Source organism: Tepidimonas thermarum (assembly GCF_007556705.1).
Taxonomy (GTDB): Bacteria; Pseudomonadota; Gammaproteobacteria; order Burkholderiales; family Burkholderiaceae_C; genus Tepidimonas; species Tepidimonas thermarum.
The window spans coordinates 1-14,959 of the sequence record NZ_VJOL01000032.1; the positions used below are offsets into that span (position 1 = coordinate 1).

14 protein-coding genes and 1 pseudogene are annotated in these 14,959 nt (G+C 70.3%); 8 read left to right on the forward strand and 7 right to left on the reverse strand.

Annotated features, from left to right (window positions below; translation table 11 throughout):
* Positions 1-85: 85 nt before the first annotated feature.
* Together Tther_RS13755 and Tther_RS08600 are read right to left on the reverse strand one after the other, a co-directional pair.
* Positions 86-490, reverse strand: a complete 405-nt coding sequence (locus Tther_RS13755) for a hypothetical protein (protein WP_185975042.1) — start codon at positions 488-490, stop codon at positions 86-88.
* Between the two features lie 59 nt (positions 491-549).
* Positions 550-1,260, reverse strand: coding sequence for a cytochrome b/b6 domain-containing protein (locus Tther_RS08600; protein ID WP_143902912.1), 711 nt, complete (start codon positions 1,258-1,260; stop codon positions 550-552).
* A 90-nt stretch (positions 1,261-1,350) separates the two neighbouring features.
* On the opposite strand from Tther_RS08600, the gene Tther_RS08605 reads away from it, so the two are divergent.
* A complete protein-coding gene (locus Tther_RS08605) occupies positions 1,351-1,794 on the forward strand; it encodes a c-type cytochrome (RefSeq protein WP_143902914.1) in 444 nt (147 codons plus the stop codon).
* Between the two features lie 90 nt (positions 1,795-1,884).
* Here the strand turns inward: Tther_RS08605 and Tther_RS08610 are convergent, their stop codons facing one another.
* Complete coding sequence (locus tag Tther_RS08610; RefSeq protein WP_143902916.1) at positions 1,885-2,388, reverse strand: TlpA disulfide reductase family protein; 504 nt, start codon at positions 2,386-2,388, stop codon at positions 1,885-1,887.
* An 89-nt stretch (positions 2,389-2,477) separates the two neighbouring features.
* Here Tther_RS08610 and Tther_RS08615 point away from each other — a divergent pair, with 89 nt between their 5' ends.
* From Tther_RS08615 to Tther_RS08625, 3 genes are read left to right on the forward strand one after another with little or no spacing between them, the layout of a single operon-like run.
* Positions 2,478-2,873 carry a response regulator gene (locus Tther_RS08615; protein ID WP_143902918.1) on the forward strand — a complete coding sequence of 132 codons (396 nt, stop codon included), beginning with the start codon at positions 2,478-2,480 and terminating at the stop codon, positions 2,871-2,873.
* A 28-nt stretch (positions 2,874-2,901) separates the two neighbouring features.
* Positions 2,902-8,304: a PAS domain S-box protein gene (locus Tther_RS08620; protein ID WP_185975043.1), complete on the forward strand. Its 5,403-nt coding sequence runs from the start codon at positions 2,902-2,904 to the stop codon at positions 8,302-8,304.
* Positions 8,301-9,263: a diguanylate cyclase domain-containing protein gene (locus Tther_RS08625; protein WP_246098971.1), complete on the forward strand. Its 963-nt coding sequence runs from the start codon at positions 8,301-8,303 to the stop codon at positions 9,261-9,263. The genes Tther_RS08620 and Tther_RS08625 overlap by 4 nt, the downstream gene beginning before the upstream one ends.
* Here the strand turns inward: Tther_RS08625 and Tther_RS08630 are convergent.
* A complete protein-coding gene (locus Tther_RS08630) occupies positions 9,260-9,808 on the reverse strand; it encodes a thioredoxin fold domain-containing protein (RefSeq protein ID WP_246098972.1) in 549 nt (182 codons plus the stop codon). The genes Tther_RS08625 and Tther_RS08630 overlap by 4 nt on opposite strands.
* Here Tther_RS08630 and Tther_RS08635 point away from each other — a divergent pair.
* From Tther_RS08635 to ptsP, 4 genes and pseudogenes are all read left to right on the forward strand, one after another.
* Positions 9,807-10,409 carry a hypothetical protein gene (locus tag Tther_RS08635; RefSeq protein WP_143902922.1) on the forward strand — a complete coding sequence of 201 codons (603 nt, stop codon included), beginning with the start codon at positions 9,807-9,809 and terminating at the stop codon, positions 10,407-10,409. The genes Tther_RS08630 and Tther_RS08635 overlap by 2 nt on opposite strands.
* Before the next feature lie 19 nt (positions 10,410-10,428).
* Positions 10,429-10,824, forward strand: a pseudogene (locus Tther_RS08640) (PTS sugar transporter subunit IIA); the annotation flags it as partial.
* Between the two features lie 20 nt (positions 10,825-10,844).
* Positions 10,845-11,114 (forward strand): HPr family phosphocarrier protein, encoded by a 270-nt coding sequence (locus Tther_RS08645; protein ID WP_143902926.1) that lies wholly within the window; start codon positions 10,845-10,847, stop codon positions 11,112-11,114.
* Entirely contained in the window at positions 11,111-12,844 is a 1,734-nt protein-coding gene (ptsP, locus tag Tther_RS08650; protein ID WP_143902928.1) for a phosphoenolpyruvate--protein phosphotransferase, read from the forward strand. The genes Tther_RS08645 and ptsP overlap by 4 nt, the downstream gene beginning before the upstream one ends.
* A gap of 47 nt (positions 12,845-12,891) precedes the next feature.
* On the opposite strand, the gene lipA is transcribed toward ptsP, so the two are convergent.
* From lipA to Tther_RS08665, 3 genes are read right to left on the reverse strand one after another with little or no spacing between them, the layout of a single operon-like run.
* Positions 12,892-13,866 carry a lipoyl synthase gene (gene lipA, locus Tther_RS08655; protein ID WP_143902930.1) on the reverse strand — a complete coding sequence of 325 codons (975 nt, stop codon included), beginning with the start codon at positions 13,864-13,866 and terminating at the stop codon, positions 12,892-12,894.
* A 33-nt stretch (positions 13,867-13,899) separates the two neighbouring features.
* The gene (gene lipB / locus Tther_RS08660) at positions 13,900-14,523 is read right to left on the reverse strand and encodes a lipoyl(octanoyl) transferase LipB (RefSeq protein ID WP_246098973.1); all 624 of its coding nucleotides are present in this window, start codon (positions 14,521-14,523) and stop codon (positions 13,900-13,902) included.
* Between the two features lie 47 nt (positions 14,524-14,570).
* On the reverse strand, positions 14,571-14,837 hold the full coding sequence (locus Tther_RS08665) for a YbeD family protein (RefSeq protein ID WP_143902934.1): 267 nt from the start codon (positions 14,835-14,837) through the stop codon (positions 14,571-14,573).
* Positions 14,838-14,959: the final 122 nt, after the last annotated feature.

Genomic DNA, 14,959 nt, shown 5'->3' on the forward strand with positions numbered 1-14,959 from the left:
AGCAAGATCGCATAAGCGGCTTCCAAGGGGTTGGTTTCGACTCGTATTGCCATGAGGGTTACACTCCTTTCTCGAAGTCATGGCGTCAGACCCACCCTCGCGCTGTCTGCTGGGCGGGGAGCGTAGGCGCGTAGCGCCGGAGATCCCCGCCCAGCAGACAACCGGCAAAATGGAATTTACAGAAAGAACGATACACAACTTCGAACAGCGGCCGCAGGGCGCAGCAGCCGGCCGCCTCGCCATCCACCGTGGCCAGCACCAACGCCCCCAGCGGCGGTGCATAGGCCCCGGGCAACGTGGCCAGTTCGTCGGCAAACCCCTGAAAGCACAGGTCGATGCCAATGTCGTCCTGGTACTCGAGGAACAGGCGCCTAACATCGTCCAGCGCGGGCCCGTTGACGATGGTGTGCAGCGCGATGTGGGGGCAGGCTTCTTCGCCGGTGGGTGAGGACGGTGAGGAAGCGGGCTGTGGCGACGAATCGACGTCCATGGCCGAATGATAGGGCGCGCGAGCGGGCGTGCCAACCGCAGCGGCCCTAGTCACGCGGTTCAGAGCGCGTCCCACCCCACGATGGCCACGGTGGCGGCGGCGCTCAACGCCGCCACCCCCAGCGCCAGCAAGCGCTGCGGCCAGCCATCGGCGCTGGCGGGCGTGCCGGGCGGCAGCAGCTTGTCGCCGTGCACCATGGCCGGCACCAGCGCTTTGCCGCGCCAACGGTACAGCGCAATGGCGGCGATGTGCAGCCCGATCAGGGTCAGCACCAAGGCTTTGCCCCAACCCTTGTGGTAGGCGGTCGCGGCGTAGGCCGTTTCGGACGCGACCAGGTGCGCCAGCGGCCCGACAAAGGCGATTTCATCGTCGCTGATGAGGCCCGTGCCCACCTGCACCGCCAGCATCACCAGCATGGCCAGCACCGACAGCGCGCCCAAGGGGGTATGGCCCACCTCGTCCGCCGGTGTGCCCTGGCCGCGCAGGTAGCGCCACACGGCGCGTGGCCCGCGCACGAAGGCGGCAAAGCGCGACCAGCGCCCCCCCACCACGCCCCAGAGCAGGCGAAACAGCAGCAACGCCAGCACCCCATAGCCCAGGCGCTGATGCCAGGTCATCCAGTTGCCCCCCAGGTTGCCGGTCACCACCAGGCCAACCACGGCCAGCACCAGCAGCCAATGGAAGAGCCGGGTCGGCAAATCCCAGACGCGCACGGGCGCGCGCACGGCGCTGGCGTGGACAGGATCGGGGGCGGCTGGGGGCGTTGTCATGCGCGGGCTCCGAAACACAGGCGTGTGCTGCACATTTTGTCGTATCCGCATACACTGTTGGTGTCTGTTCGTTCCGATCGGAGGTTGTCCATGAAAGTTCGCGTTTGGCTGGCCGCTGCGGCCTTGTTGTCGGCGGGTGCTGCCCAGGCCCAATTCCAAAAGCCCGAAGACGCGGTCAAGTACCGCCAGGCCGCCTTCACCGTGATGGGGGCTCACTTTGGTCGCATTGGCGCCATGGTGCAGGGGCGCGTGCCGTTCGACGCCAAGGTGGCGCAGGAAAACGCCGCCCTCGTGGTCGCGATGTCCAAGCTGCCGTGGGCTGGCTTTACGCCCGAGACGGAAAAGCTCAAGAGCCGCACCAAGCCCGAGGCGTGGATGGAGATGGACAAGGTGCGCGCCGGCGCCGACAAAATGGTGAAGGCCGTGGCCGAGCTGGAGGCCGCCACGCGCACCGGCAATCTGGACGCGGTCAAGAAGACTTTTGGCGACGCCGCGGCCACGTGCAAGGCGTGCCACGACGCCTACCGCGAATAACGCGGCTCCCACGTGCGCCGCTGGGGGCGCTTCCGGCCTGCCAGCGGCGCGCCGGTCTTGCGGCCTCGACCACGACCCGGTCGAGGCCGTTTAGCTTTCGGCCAGCAGCTGGTCCAGCAGCGCGCCCAGCGCGGCGAAGTCGGGCTCGCCCACGTAGCGTTTGACGATGCGGCCCTGGCGGTCGACGATGTACGTGGTGGGGGTGAGCTTGACCTCCCCCCAGTCGCGCGCCAAGGTGCCGTCGTGGTCGAGCGCGACCTTGAACGGCAGCTGCCGCGTGCGCGCAAAATTGGCCACCCACTCCGGCGGGTCGTAGCTCATCGCCACCGCCACGGTCTCGAAGCCGCGTGGCTGGAAGCGCCGGTAGGTGTCGACGAGTTGCGGCATTTCCTTGACACAGCTGACGCACGTGGTGGCCCAAAAATTGACCAACAGCACGCGCCCTTGCAGGTCGGCGCTGGTAAGCGTGCTGCCATCGAGCAGATGAAACGTGGACGCAGGGGCGCGCTCGGCGCGCGCGCACCCGGCCAGGGCGGCCGCCAGCGGGGCCAGCAGCGGAGTGGCGAGCAACCAGGGGCGAAGGCGAACGTTCATGGCGGGCAATCGTGGGCAAACGCAAGTGATCGAAACAACCCGGGTAACCGGGCAGAGGCACGGGCGCGGTTTGCGGGTACGATGTGGCCATGAGCGCGACACCCCCGATGCGGCCGCTGCGCGTGCTGGTGGCCGATGACAATCCCCTGAACCTGCGGCTGGCCACGCGTATTTTGCGCGAGATGGGGCACAGCGGCGTGCTCGTGGGCGATGGCCACAAAGCCTTGGAGGCGCTGCGCGCGCAAACGTTCGATCTGGTGCTCATGGACGTCACCATGCCGGGCATGGATGGGGTCGAGGCGTTGCGCGCGTTGCGCGCGCGCGAGGCCGCCGAGCGCACCCGACGCACCCCGGTGATCATGGTCACCGCGTACGACCTGCCGGAAGACCACCGGCGGCTGTTGGACGCCGGCGCCGATGGCTACGTGGCCAAGCCGCTGGACGCCGAGCGCTTGGTGGCGGAGATCCGGCGCATCTTGGGGTGAGGGGCGCGCGGCGCGGGGAGCAGACGCCATGGCGGGTGAGCACGAGCAGGGGCGCATTCCGTGGGCGGGTGACAAGGCGGGCACACCGCACGCCGCCATGGGGCTGGCGCTCCTGGTCGCGCTGTTGGTCGCGGCCATCGGGATGGGGGTGGCCGCTTGGTTGCGCGCGCAGGCGCAGCAGGGGCTGCAAACCTATTTGGAGCACGAGCTGGCGGTGGCGCAGACGCGTCTGGCCGACACGTTCGAGCGCTACCAGGGGTTGCTGCTGGCCACCCGCGCCTGGCTGCACACGCAGCCCGAGGCCGATTGGCGCGCGGCGCAGGTGTGGCAGGGGCCGCTGGAGTTGGCCGAGCGCTACCCCGCGATGACCGGCCTGGCCTTCATCCGGCGCGTGCCCGCGCCGCAATGGGCCGACTGGCTGGAGCGGGCGCGCAGGCGTGAGGTGCCGCTCGACATTCGCCTGCACCCGTTGCGGCCGGGCGACTACCCCAGCGAGGACCGCTACGTCATCGAGTGGATCGTGCCCGGCGGGCAGGACCACCTGGTGGGGGTGGAGCTCAGCAGCGACCCGCTGCGCTGGCGTGCCATGCAGCAGGCGGCGACCACGGGCGATCCGGCGGTCAGCGCCCCGCTGCGCCTGGACAACACCGAACAGGTGGAATACGGCCTGCTGTTTGTGCTGCCGGTCTACCACGGTGGATGGACGCCCGCAGCAGGGCCGGCGCGCTGGCGCGATTTGCAAGGCTTTGTCGTGCTGGGTGTGCCGGTGGCGCAACTCGCGCGCGACGCCGGTTTGGTGGCCGGCGAGCGCTACGACTGGCACTGGGTGGACCCCGAGGCCGACCCGGCGCAGGCCGCGGCCCCTCCCGGGCAGCCGCTGCCGCCGGCGGCGACGCCGCCCGGCCCAGGGGTGCAACTGCTCGATGCCGACGGCCACCAAGCGTCTGCGGCGCCAGGGGCGCGCTGGGATGGCGGTGCTTGGGCGGCGGCGCAGCGCGAAGTGTTCTTGGGGCAGCGCCGCTACCTGTTGCGGGTGCGCAGCACCCCGGTGTTGGAGCGCGCGTGGGAACCCGCCACGGCCGTCATCGTGGGTGTGGGCAGCCTGCCGATCGCTGTGCTGGCCGCGTGGGCGGTGCTGGCCGCCTTGCGCCTGCGCCGGCTGGAGCGCGAGCGCTGGGCCGTGTTGCAAAGCGACGTGGCGCGGCTGTCGCTGGTGGCGCGCTACACCCACAACGCCATCATCATCACCGACCGCGGGGGGCGCATCACCTGGGTCAACGACGCCTGCGAGCGGCTGACCGGCTACACGCGCGATGAGCTGCTGGGGCAGGTGCCGGGCCGGCTGCTGCAGTCGCCGCGCACCGACCCCGCGGCGGTGGCCACGCTGCGCGAGGCGGTGCGCGCCGGGCAGGGCTGCGAGGTTGACATTCTCAACCGCAGCAAGGACGGCCGGGACTACTGGGTGGCGATCGAGCTGATCGCGCTGCGTGACGCGCAGGGCGTGTGCACCGGCTTCATGGCGGTGGAGGTCGACATCACCGAGCGGGTGCGCACCCAGGAGCGCTTGCAAGCCGCGCTGGCGGAGAGCGAAACGCTCATGGGGGCCGTGCGCCGGTACGCCATCGTCAGCCAAGCGGCGCCCGACGGCGTCATCGTCGACGTCAACGATGCGTTTTGCGCCATCAGCGGCTACACGCGCGACGAGCTCATCGGTGCGCCCCACAGCATTGTCCATTCCGGGCACCACGACCGGGCGTTCTGGGCCGATTTTTGGCGCACCATCGCCTCTGGCCAGCCGTGGCGCGGTGAAATCTGCAACCGCGCCAAGGATGGGCGGCTGTACTGGGTGGACAGCATCGTGGCGCCGCTGCTCGATGCCGCGGGTCACGTCGAGCGCTACCTGTCGATCCGCTTTGACATCACCGCGCGCAAGCAGGCCGAAGCCGCGTTGCGCGCCTCCCAGCAGCGGCTGGACAACACGGTGCGCGCCACCGGCGCCGGGACCTGGGTGCTCGACCCGGTCATGGGCGAGGTCGAGGTGGACGAGTGCTGGTTGCGCATGCTGGGGCGCAGCGAGCCGGGCGGCACCCGCATCGGCATGGCGACCTGGGCCGAGCACGTGCACCCGGACGATTTGCCGGCGGTCATGCTGGGCCTGCAGGCACATGTGGAGGGGTTGAGCGAGGCGTTCGAGCTCACGCTGCGCATGCGCCACACCGACGGCCGTTGGCTGTGGGTGCGCACGCGCGGCCAGGCCTTCGAGCGCGATGCGGACGGTCGCGCGCGGGCGGTCTATGGCATCAACCTGGACATCACCGGCCTCAAAAACGCCGAGGAGCAGGCCCAGCGCGCCGAGCAGCTGTTGCGCAACGCCATCGAGGCGGTGGGCGAAGGCTTTGCGCTGTACGACGCGGAGGACCGGCTGGTGTTTTGCAACGAGCGCTACCGCCAGCTCTACCCCATCGGGGCGGCGGTCATGGAGCCGGGGCGCACCTTCGAGGAAATCATCCGCTATGGCGCCGAGCGCGGCGAGTACGCGCAGGCCATTGGGCGGGTGGACGCCTGGGTGGCCGAACGCATGGCGCGTCACCGTCAGGCCAGTGACGAATTCATCCAACATTTGACCGACGGGCGCGTGCTGCGCGTCGTTGAGCGGCGCACGCCCGATGGCTACACGGTGGGCTTTCGCATCGACGTCACGGCCGTGGAACGCGCCCGCGCCGAGGCCGAGTCGGCGCGCCAGCTGCTCGAGAGCGCGCTGGAAGCGGCCGAGGCGGCGCTGTCGGTGTTCGACGCCCAGGAGCGTCTGGTCTGGGCCAACGAGCGCTTTTATCGGATGCACGCGGCCTTGGCCGATGTGCTGCAGCCGGGTGTGACTTTCGAGGCTTTCATCCGCGCCGGCGTCGAGCGTCGCAGCATCGACCTGGGCGGTCAGGCGCCCGAGGCGTGGCTGGCGCAGCGGCTGGCGGACTTTCGCGCCGGCACCACCGACCGCGTGGTGCACCGCACCAACGGTCAGGCGCTGCGCATCATCGAACGCCTGACCCCCAGTGGCATGCACGTGGGCCTGCGCTACGACGTGACCGAGCTGGAAAACGCTCGTCGCGCGGCCGAGCAAGCCAGCCAGGCCAAGAGCCAGTTTGTGGCCAACATGAGCCACGAGATCCGCACGCCCATGAATGCCGTGCTGGGCATGTTGCAGTTGTTGCTGGGCACGGGGCTCGATGCGCGCCAGCGCGACTACGCCGAAAAAGCCGAGTCGGCCGCCAAGTCGTTGCTGGGCATCCTCAACGACATTTTGGACTTCTCCAAGATCGAAGCCGGCAAGCTCGACCTCGACCCCGAGCCGTTTGCGGTCGATCGCCTGTGGCGCGATCTGGCCACCATCATGGCCGCCAGCCTCAAAGGCAAGCGGCTCGAGCTGCTGTTCGACCTCGACCCGGCCATCCCGCGCGTGCTGGTGGGCGATGCGATGCGGTTGCAGCAGGTGCTCATCAACCTGGCGGGCAATGCCATCAAATTCACCGCCGCCGGCAGCGTCACGCTGCAGGCGCGGCTGCTGGCGCGCCACGTCGAGCCCGATGGTGCCGAGCGCGTGCGCTTGCGCCTGGCGGTCATCGACACCGGCATCGGCATCGCACCCGAGGCGCAGGCGAAGCTGTTTTCGGCGTTCACGCAGGCCGAGAGTTCGACCACCCGGCGTTTTGGCGGCACCGGGCTAGGCCTGGCCATCAGCCAGCGGCTGGTGCAGCTCATGGGGGGCGAGATTCGCGTGCACAGCACACCCGGCGAGGGCAGCACCTTTGCCTTCGAGATCGAGCTGCCGGTGGCGCGTGACGTGCCGGCCGCGCTGGCGGCCGAGGCCATCCCTGCGGAGCTGCAACGCCTGCGCTGTCTGGTGGTGGATGACCACCCGCTGGCGCGCGAGTTGTTGTGCGCGACGGTGCAGCAACTGGGCTGGAGCTGCGTAACCGTGGCCGACGCCGAGACCGCGCTGCAGGCGGTGCGTGCGGCCGAGCAGCCTTTCGACGCGGTCTTCGTCGATTGGTCCTTGCCCGGCATGGATGGCTTGGCGTTGGCCCTGGCCCTGCGCACCGACGTGCCACCCGAGCGGCGCGCGGCCATCGTCATGGTCACCGCCAGCAGGCGCGAGGTCCTGGCCCAGGTCGATCCGGCGCAGCAGGCCGCGCTCGACGGCTTTTTGGTCAAGCCCGTGACCGCGTCCATGCTGCTCGAGGCGGTGCGCCAGGCGCGCGCGCCGTCCGCGGGTGCGGCGGCGGTGGCCGCCACCGGCGCCCAACCGCGGCGGCTGGCGGGTATGCGCGTGTTGGTGGTGGAGGACAACGCCATCAACCAGCAGGTGGCGCGCGACTTGCTGCGCCGCGAGGGCGCCGAGGTGACGCTGGCCGAACATGGCCAGGCGGCGCTGGACCTGCTCAAAGCCCAGCCGCAGCGCTGGGACGTGGTGCTGATGGACATGCAAATGCCCGTGATGGACGGCTTGCAGGCCACCCAGGCGATCCGCCACCAGCTCGGCTTGCGGCAGCTGCCCATCGTGGCCATGACGGCCAACGCCATGGCCAGCGACCGCGAGGCCTGCCTGGCCGCGGGCATGAACGACCACGTCGGCAAACCCTTTGCCATCGACCAGCTGGTGCGCGTGCTGCTGCACTGGGCCCCGCACGCGCTGCGCCCGCAGGCCGCGCCGGCGCAGGACGAACCCGCGCCCGCGGCCGCTGCGGCGCCCACTGCCGATGCGCCGGTCATCGACTGGCCCGACGCGGACCGCATCGACGTGCCCGCGGCGCTGGCGCGCCTGGGCGACGATGCGGCGCTGTACGCGCGCATCGTGCGTGGCTTTGTGCAGGGGTTGCTGCACACCCGGGGCGAGCTGCAGGCGCGCCTGTCGGCCGCGCCCGACCATGCGCTGGCCGCGCTGTTGCACACCCTCAAGGGCACGGCGGGCACGGTTGGGGCCACGGCGCTGGCGGCGCGCGCGGCCGAGGCCGAACGGGCCGTCAAGGCGCAGCTGGGCGACGCTGGTGCTGCAGCGCCGGCAGCCGGGCCGGTGCCGGCGTGGTGGCCGGCGCTCGACGCCGAGCTGCACGCCAGCGAGCAGGCCCTGCGTCGCGTGCTGGCCACCATGGAAGCGCACGGCCTGATCGCTGCGCAGGATGCTACCCCTGTTGCCGCGGGGGCCGACGCCGACCCGGCGCGCTGGCGCGAGACGCTGCAGCGCTTGGATGGGCTGCTGGCGGCCAGCGACATGCAGGCGCTGGAGGTGCACGACCAGTTGCTGGCCGAGCCCGCGTTGGCCCAGGACGCACGCTGGGCGCCGCTGCACCAGGCCATGGAGGCGCTGGACTTTGAGGCCGCGCGCACGGCCGTGCGCGCCTTGCTCGACGCCGCCGAATCGGGGGCAAACGCATGACGACCGACCCCATGCCCGCACCCGCCTGGCCCGCACGCAAGCCGCGGCTGTTGCTGGTGGACGACCAGCCGGTGCATTTGCAGGTGCTCTACCGCACCCTGGCGGCCGATCACCAGCTCTTCATGGCCACCAGCGGCGAGCAGGCGCTGCGCGTGGCGCGCGAGCAGCTGCCCGACCTTATCTTGTTGGACGTGGTCATGCCCGGCCAGGATGGTTTTGCCGTGCTGCAGCAACTGCGCGCCGATCGCGAGACGGCGGGCATTCCGGTCATGTTCGTGACCGCGCACAGTGGCGAAGATATCGAGACGCGCTGCCTGGAGGCGGGCGCGGTGGACTTCGTCCCCAAGCCGATCAACCCCAGCGTGGTGCGCGCGCGCGTGCGCACCCACCTGACGCTGAAATTCCAGTCCGACCTGCTGCGCTCGCTGGCGTTCGTCGATGGGCTCACCGGGGTGGCCAACCGCCGCCAGTTCGACGAGCGGCTGGCCACCGAATGGGCGCGCGCCCAGCGCTTGGGCAGCGCGCTTAGCCTGATCCTGGTCGATGTGGACCACTTCAAGGCCTACAACGATCACTACGGGCACCAGGCCGGCGACGAGGCGCTGCGGCGCGTGGCCGCTGCCTTGCGCGAACAGGCGCGGCGCGGCACCGACTTGGTGGCGCGCTACGGGGGCGAGGAGTTTGCCTGTCTGCTGCCCGACACCGACCTGGCCGACGCGCGGCACCTGGCCGAACACATGCTCGAGGCGGTGCGCCTGTTGGCGATTCCGCACCGCACGGGGGGGGCGTCCGGCGTGCTCAGCGCCAGCTTTGGCGTGGCCACGCGCGCCGGGCCGGCGCAGCCGGGCTGGCAGCCCGCGGCGCTGCTCGGGGCGGCCGATGCGCAGCTCTACGAGGCCAAGCGCCGTGGGCGGGCGCAGGTGTGCGCCGCCGCCCTTGGCGACACGGCCCAGGACTAACGCGGCTGCGGTGCGTCGGGGGCTTGGCCGGCCGCTTGGCGCAACCGCGCACGCGCGTGGGCCAGCCGCTGCTCCAAGTACGGTCCGTAAAAATCGGGCACCCCCATGCCCTCCAGCCGTTCGGCCAGCTCACGGCCGCGGTCGTCCACGAACAGCAGCGTGGGCGCCACGCCAATGCGCCAGGCGCGCGCCAGCTCGTAGCCGGTCGTGGTTTGACCGCGCCAATCAAGCAGCGGGGTGCGGCGGTCCAGCATGTCGATCTGCACGGCCTGCACCTCGCCCCGGCGCAGCATGGGCAGCAGGTGGCTGTTGCGCACGATGTCGCAAAACGCGCAGCCAGCCAGCGTGACCATGACCACCAGCGGCTCGCCGCGCGCCCGCGCGGCCTGCGCCGCGGCCTGCAGCGAGGCGGGTACCGGCAGCGCGTTGGGCATGCGGGAGGCAGGGGTATCCGGGCGGGCCATGGTGCGAAGAATGGTCGGGTGCTGGGCGGTGGCGCCACACGGCAACGTGGTGGCAGCGCCGTGGGGTACGATGCGTGCCATGGGATTGTGCCGCGCTTTCGTCCGTCGTGCTTGGCGCTGGGTTGGCCGTTCGGCTGCCGTGGCCGGGGTCGGTCTGGCGGCGCTGGGCGCGACCGGCTGTTCGCCCACGCTGGATTGGCGCACCGTGCGCTACGACGCCGCGCCGGTGGCGGTCACGCTGCCCTGCAAGCCCGAGCGGGGCGCGCGTGACCTGCCCCTGTTTGGGGTGCAGCACGCGCCGGTGACGCTGCACATGCTCAGCTGCGAGGCCGCGGGGCACACCTTTGCGGTGGCGGCAGCACGCCTGCCGGACGATGGCACCACGCCCGCGGCGCTGCAGCGCTGGGTGGACGACTGGCAGCGCGCCAACTGGGCCGCGCTGCAGGTGACGCCAGGGCCGACGGGTGCGCCGCCGGATTGGATGGCCGTGCCCTGCCGGGTGGCCGGCGCGACGTGGACGCGCTGCTGGCGCGGCCCCGGGCGCACACCCGCAGGCGCCAGCGTGCAGGCCCAGTTGCAATGGGCCAGCGACGGACGCTGGCTGGTGCAGTCCGCGCTCTACGGCCCGGGGCTGGCCGCCGACGCGCACGAGACGTACTTTGCCGGCATCACCTGGCGCTGATGGGCCGATAATTGCCGCTGTGAACGGCATCCTTGTCATCGCCCACGCGCCGCTGGCCTCGGCCCTGCGGCAGTGTGTGTTGCATGTCTTTCCGGATGCCGCCGGCATCATCGGCGCGCTGGACGTGCCGCCGAACCAGCCGCCTGAGGAGACCCTGGCCCAGGCGCAGCAGCTCATCGCCCGGCAGGGGCACACCGACACCCTGGTGCTGACCGACGTGTTCGGCGCCACGCCGTGCAACGTCGCCGCCCGGCTCATCGATGGCGTGCACACCCGCTTGGTCACCGGGGTCAACCTGCCCATGCTGCTGCGCGCCGTCACCTACCGGCACGAGCCCATCGACACCCTCGTCTCGCGTGCCACGCGGGGGGGCACCGAGGGTGTCATGCCGCTGTCGCCATCGGCCCCCCACAATACCCCCCCAGCCAGCCCGCCATGATCCAGCGCACCGTGACCATTTGCAACAAGCTCGGGTTGCACGCCCGTGCATCGGCCAAGCTCACCAAGCTGGCCGGGGGGTTCCAGTGCGACGTGTGGCTCAGCCGCAACGGTCGGCGCGTCAACGCCAAGAGCATCATGGGGGTGATGATGCTGGCCGCCGGCCTGGGCAGCGCGGTGGAGGTGGAAACCGACGGGCCCGATGAGGACGCCGCCATGCAGGCCATCGTCGCGCTGATCGAAGACAAGTTTGGGGAGGGGGAATGACGTTTACGTTGCACGGCCAGGCGGTCTCGCGCGGGGTGGCCATAGGCCGCGCGGTGCTGGTGGCGTCCAGCCGGCTGGACGTGGCGCACTACTTCATCGCGCCCGAGCAGGCGCAGGCCGAAGTGGCCCGCCTGCGCCACGCACGTGACACCGTGGCCGAGGAAATTCGGCGCCTGCAGCACGGCCTGGCCCACGACGAGATGGAGGCCCACACGGAGCTGGCGGCGCTCCTGGAGGTCCACCTGATGCTGCTGCAGGACGAGCACCTGCACGAAGGCGTCAAGCACTGGGTGCTGGAGCGCCACTACAACGCCGAGTGGGCGCTGACGGCGCAGCTCGAGCAGGTGGCCAAGCAGTTCGACGAAATGGCCGACCCCTACCTGCGCGAGCGCAAAGCCGATCTCGAGCAGCTGGTCGAGCGCATGCTGCGGGTGTTGCAGGGCGTGGCCTCGCCCGTGCCCAGCCCCGCGCCGGCCGAAGATGGCAAACCCGCGGATCCGCTGGTGCTGGTGGCGCACGACTTGGTGCCCGCCGACATGCTGCACTTCAAGCAGGGGGTGTTTGCCGGCTTCGTCACCGACGTGGGGGGCAAGACCAGCCACACCGCCATCGTCGCGCGCAGCCTGGACATCCCGGCGGTGGTGGGCGCGCGCAACGCCAGCCAGCTCGTGCAGCAGGACGATTGGGTCATCGTCGATGGCGATGCGGGCGTGCTCATCGTCAACCCCACGCCGATGGTGCTGGCCGAGTACGGCTACAAGCAGCGCCAGGGCGTGATCGAGCGCGAGCGGCTGGCGCGCATCAAAAATACGCCGGCGGTGACGCTCGATGGCGAGCGCATCGAGCTGCTGGCCAATATCGAGCAGCCCGAGGACACGCTACCGGCGCTGTCGGTGGGCGCGGTGGGCGTGGGGTTGTTTCGCACCGAATTTCTGTTCATGGGGCGCGGCGGCCGCCTGCCCGACGAAGACGAGCAGTACGATGCCTACCGCCGTGCCGTGGAGGGCATGCACGGCCTGCCGGTGACCATCCGCACCGTGGATGTGGGCGCGGACAAGCCGCTGGACCACCACCGCCGTGACGAGCACCTCAACCCCGCCCTGGGCCTGCGCGCCATCCGCTGGAGCCTGGCCGAGCCGGCCATGTTCCTCACCCAGCTGCGCGCCATCTTGCGCGCCGCGGCGCACGGCAAGGTCAACGTGCTCATTCCCATGGTGGCGCACCTGAGCGAAATCCGCCAGGTGCAGGCCATGCTGGCCAAGGCGCGCGAGCAGCTCGACCGCCGCGGCGCCGTCTACGGCCCGGTGCGCGTCGGCGCCATGATCGAGGTGCCCGCCGCCGCGCTGGCGGTGCGGCTGTTCGTGCGCCATTTCGACTTTTTGTCGATCGGCACCAACGACCTCATCCAGTACGCGCTGGCGATCGACCGCGTGGACGAGTCGGTGGCGCACCTGTACGACCCGCTGCATCCGGCCGTGCTGCGGCTGGTGGCCGACACCATCGCCGTGTGCCGCGAGGCCGGCAAGCCCGTCAGCGTCTGCGGCGAGATGGCCGGCGACGCCACCATGACGCGCTTGCTGTTGGGGCTGGGCCTGCGCAGTTTTTCCATGCACCCGACGCAAATCCTGCCCGTCAAACAGCAGGTGCTGCGCAGCGACACCCGCAAGCTGCGCGCCTGGGCGCAAAATGTCATCGCCAGCGATGAGCCGGCGCTGCTGCTGGCCGATTGAATCGTTGGGTTGGCGCTTGGGCGGGCGGTTACGCCGAACGGGCACGCTCAGCCGCCCACGCCCGCGGCGTGGGCCTGCTGGTCGGCGTGGTAGCTGCTGCGCACCAGCGGGCCCACCGCGGCGTGGGTAAAGCCCATGGCGTAGGCCTGTTCCTCGAACATCTTGAACGTGTCCGGGTGCACGTAGCGCCGCACCGGCAGGTGGTGGCTGCTTGGGGCCAGGTACTGACCGATCGTGAGCATGTCGATGCCGTGCGCGCGCATGTCGCGCATGACGTCGAGGATTTCCTCGTCCGTCTCGCCCAAACCGACCATCAGGCCGCTCTTGGTGGGCACGTGCGGAAAAAGCGCCTTGAACTTCTTGAGCAGGTTGAGGCTGAAGGCGTAATCCGACCCCGGGCGCGCCTGCTTGTACAGGCGCGGCACGGTCTCCAGGTTGTGGTTCATCACGTCGGGCGGCGCGGCTCTGAGGATGTCCAGCGCCCGGTCGTCGCGGCCGCGAAAGTCCGGCACCAGGATTTCGATGCGCGTCTGCGGCGAGAGCGCGCGCACGCGCTCGATGCACGCGACGAAGTGGCCCGCGCCGCCATCGCGCAGGTCGTCGCGGTCCACGCTGGTGATGACCACGTAGCGCAGCTTGAGCGCGGCGATGGTGCGCGCCAGGTTCTCCGGCTCGTCGGGGTCGAGCGGATCCGGGCGGCCGTGCCCGACGTCGCAAAACGGGCAGCGGCGGGTGCACTTGTCACCCATGATCATGAAGGTGGCCGTGCCTTTGCCGAAGCACTCGCCGATGTTGGGGCAGGAGGCTTCTTCGCACACCGTCACCAGCCGGTTGGCGCGCAGGATGTCCTTGATCTCGTAAAAGCGCGTGCCGGGGCTGCCGGCCTTGACGCGGATCCAATCGGGCTTTTTGAGCGCGGGCGCGGGCTCGACCTTGATCGGGATGCGCGCGGTCTTGGCGGCGCTTTTTTGTTTGGCGGTCGGGTCGTAGCCGGCGGCAGGGGCGGTGGTGTCGGGGGTCATCGGCGATCCTGTTGTGACAGGCGGGCGGCAGGCTCAGGTGCGGGGCGCAAGCAGCGCCACCAGTTGGCGCGCCAGCACGTCGCGCACCGCCGCCAGCGGTGCCTGCACGCCGATGGTAGCAAGGTCCACCGTGCGCAGGCCGGCGTAGCCGCAAGGGTTGATACGGGAAAAGGGGCTCAGGTCCATGGCGACGTTGAGCGCCACACCGTGGTAGGTGCAGTGCCGGTGCACCTTGATGCCCAGCGCACTGATTTTGCCCAGCCCCGCAAAGGGGTCGGCACCAGGGCGTGGGCCGACCAGCGCCGCGTGGGCAAACGGGTCGTCCAGGCGCACGTAAATGCCCGGCGCGCCCGCGACGCGGTGGCCGGTCACGCCCCAGGTGGCCAGCGTGCGGATGACGGCTTCTTCGAGCCGGTGCACGTATTCTTTGACGAAGTAGCCGCTGCGGCGCAAATCGATCAGCGGATACGCGACCACCTGGCCCGGGCCGTGGTACGTGACCTGGCCGCCGCGGTTGGTGGCCACCACCGGGATCGGTCCCGGGTCGAGCACGTGCTGCGCCTGCCCGGCCAGGCCCTGGGTGAAGACGGGCGGGTGCTCGCACAGCCACAGCTCATCGGGCGTGTCGGCGCTGCGCGCTTCGCTGAAGGCGCGCATGGCGCTGTAGGTGGCGGCATAGTCCGCCAGCCCCAGGTCGCGGACGATCACAGCACCACCCGCACCATGGGGTGGGTGGTCAGGGTGCGGTAGAGCTCGTCGAGCTGCTCGCGCGAGGTCACCGTCACCGTGATCGTCAGGCCCAGGTAGCGCCCACCGCGGCTGGGTCGCTGCTCGATGCTGGCGGCGTCGAACGCCGGATCGAACTGCCGCGCGATGTGCGCGATGGCACCGACGAAGCCGTCGGTGTGGTGGCCCATCACTTTGATGGGGAAGCGGCACGGGAAGTCGAGCAGGGCAGGCGCGCTGGACATGTCAAATGGGGATGGACGACTCGGGTTTGACCCTATAATAAGGGGCTTTGCCAGTGTAGCCAAAAGCTGCACCGGCGGCTCCAGCGTAAGCTTCAGAGCCACTTTGGCCGCTCGCTTGCCGT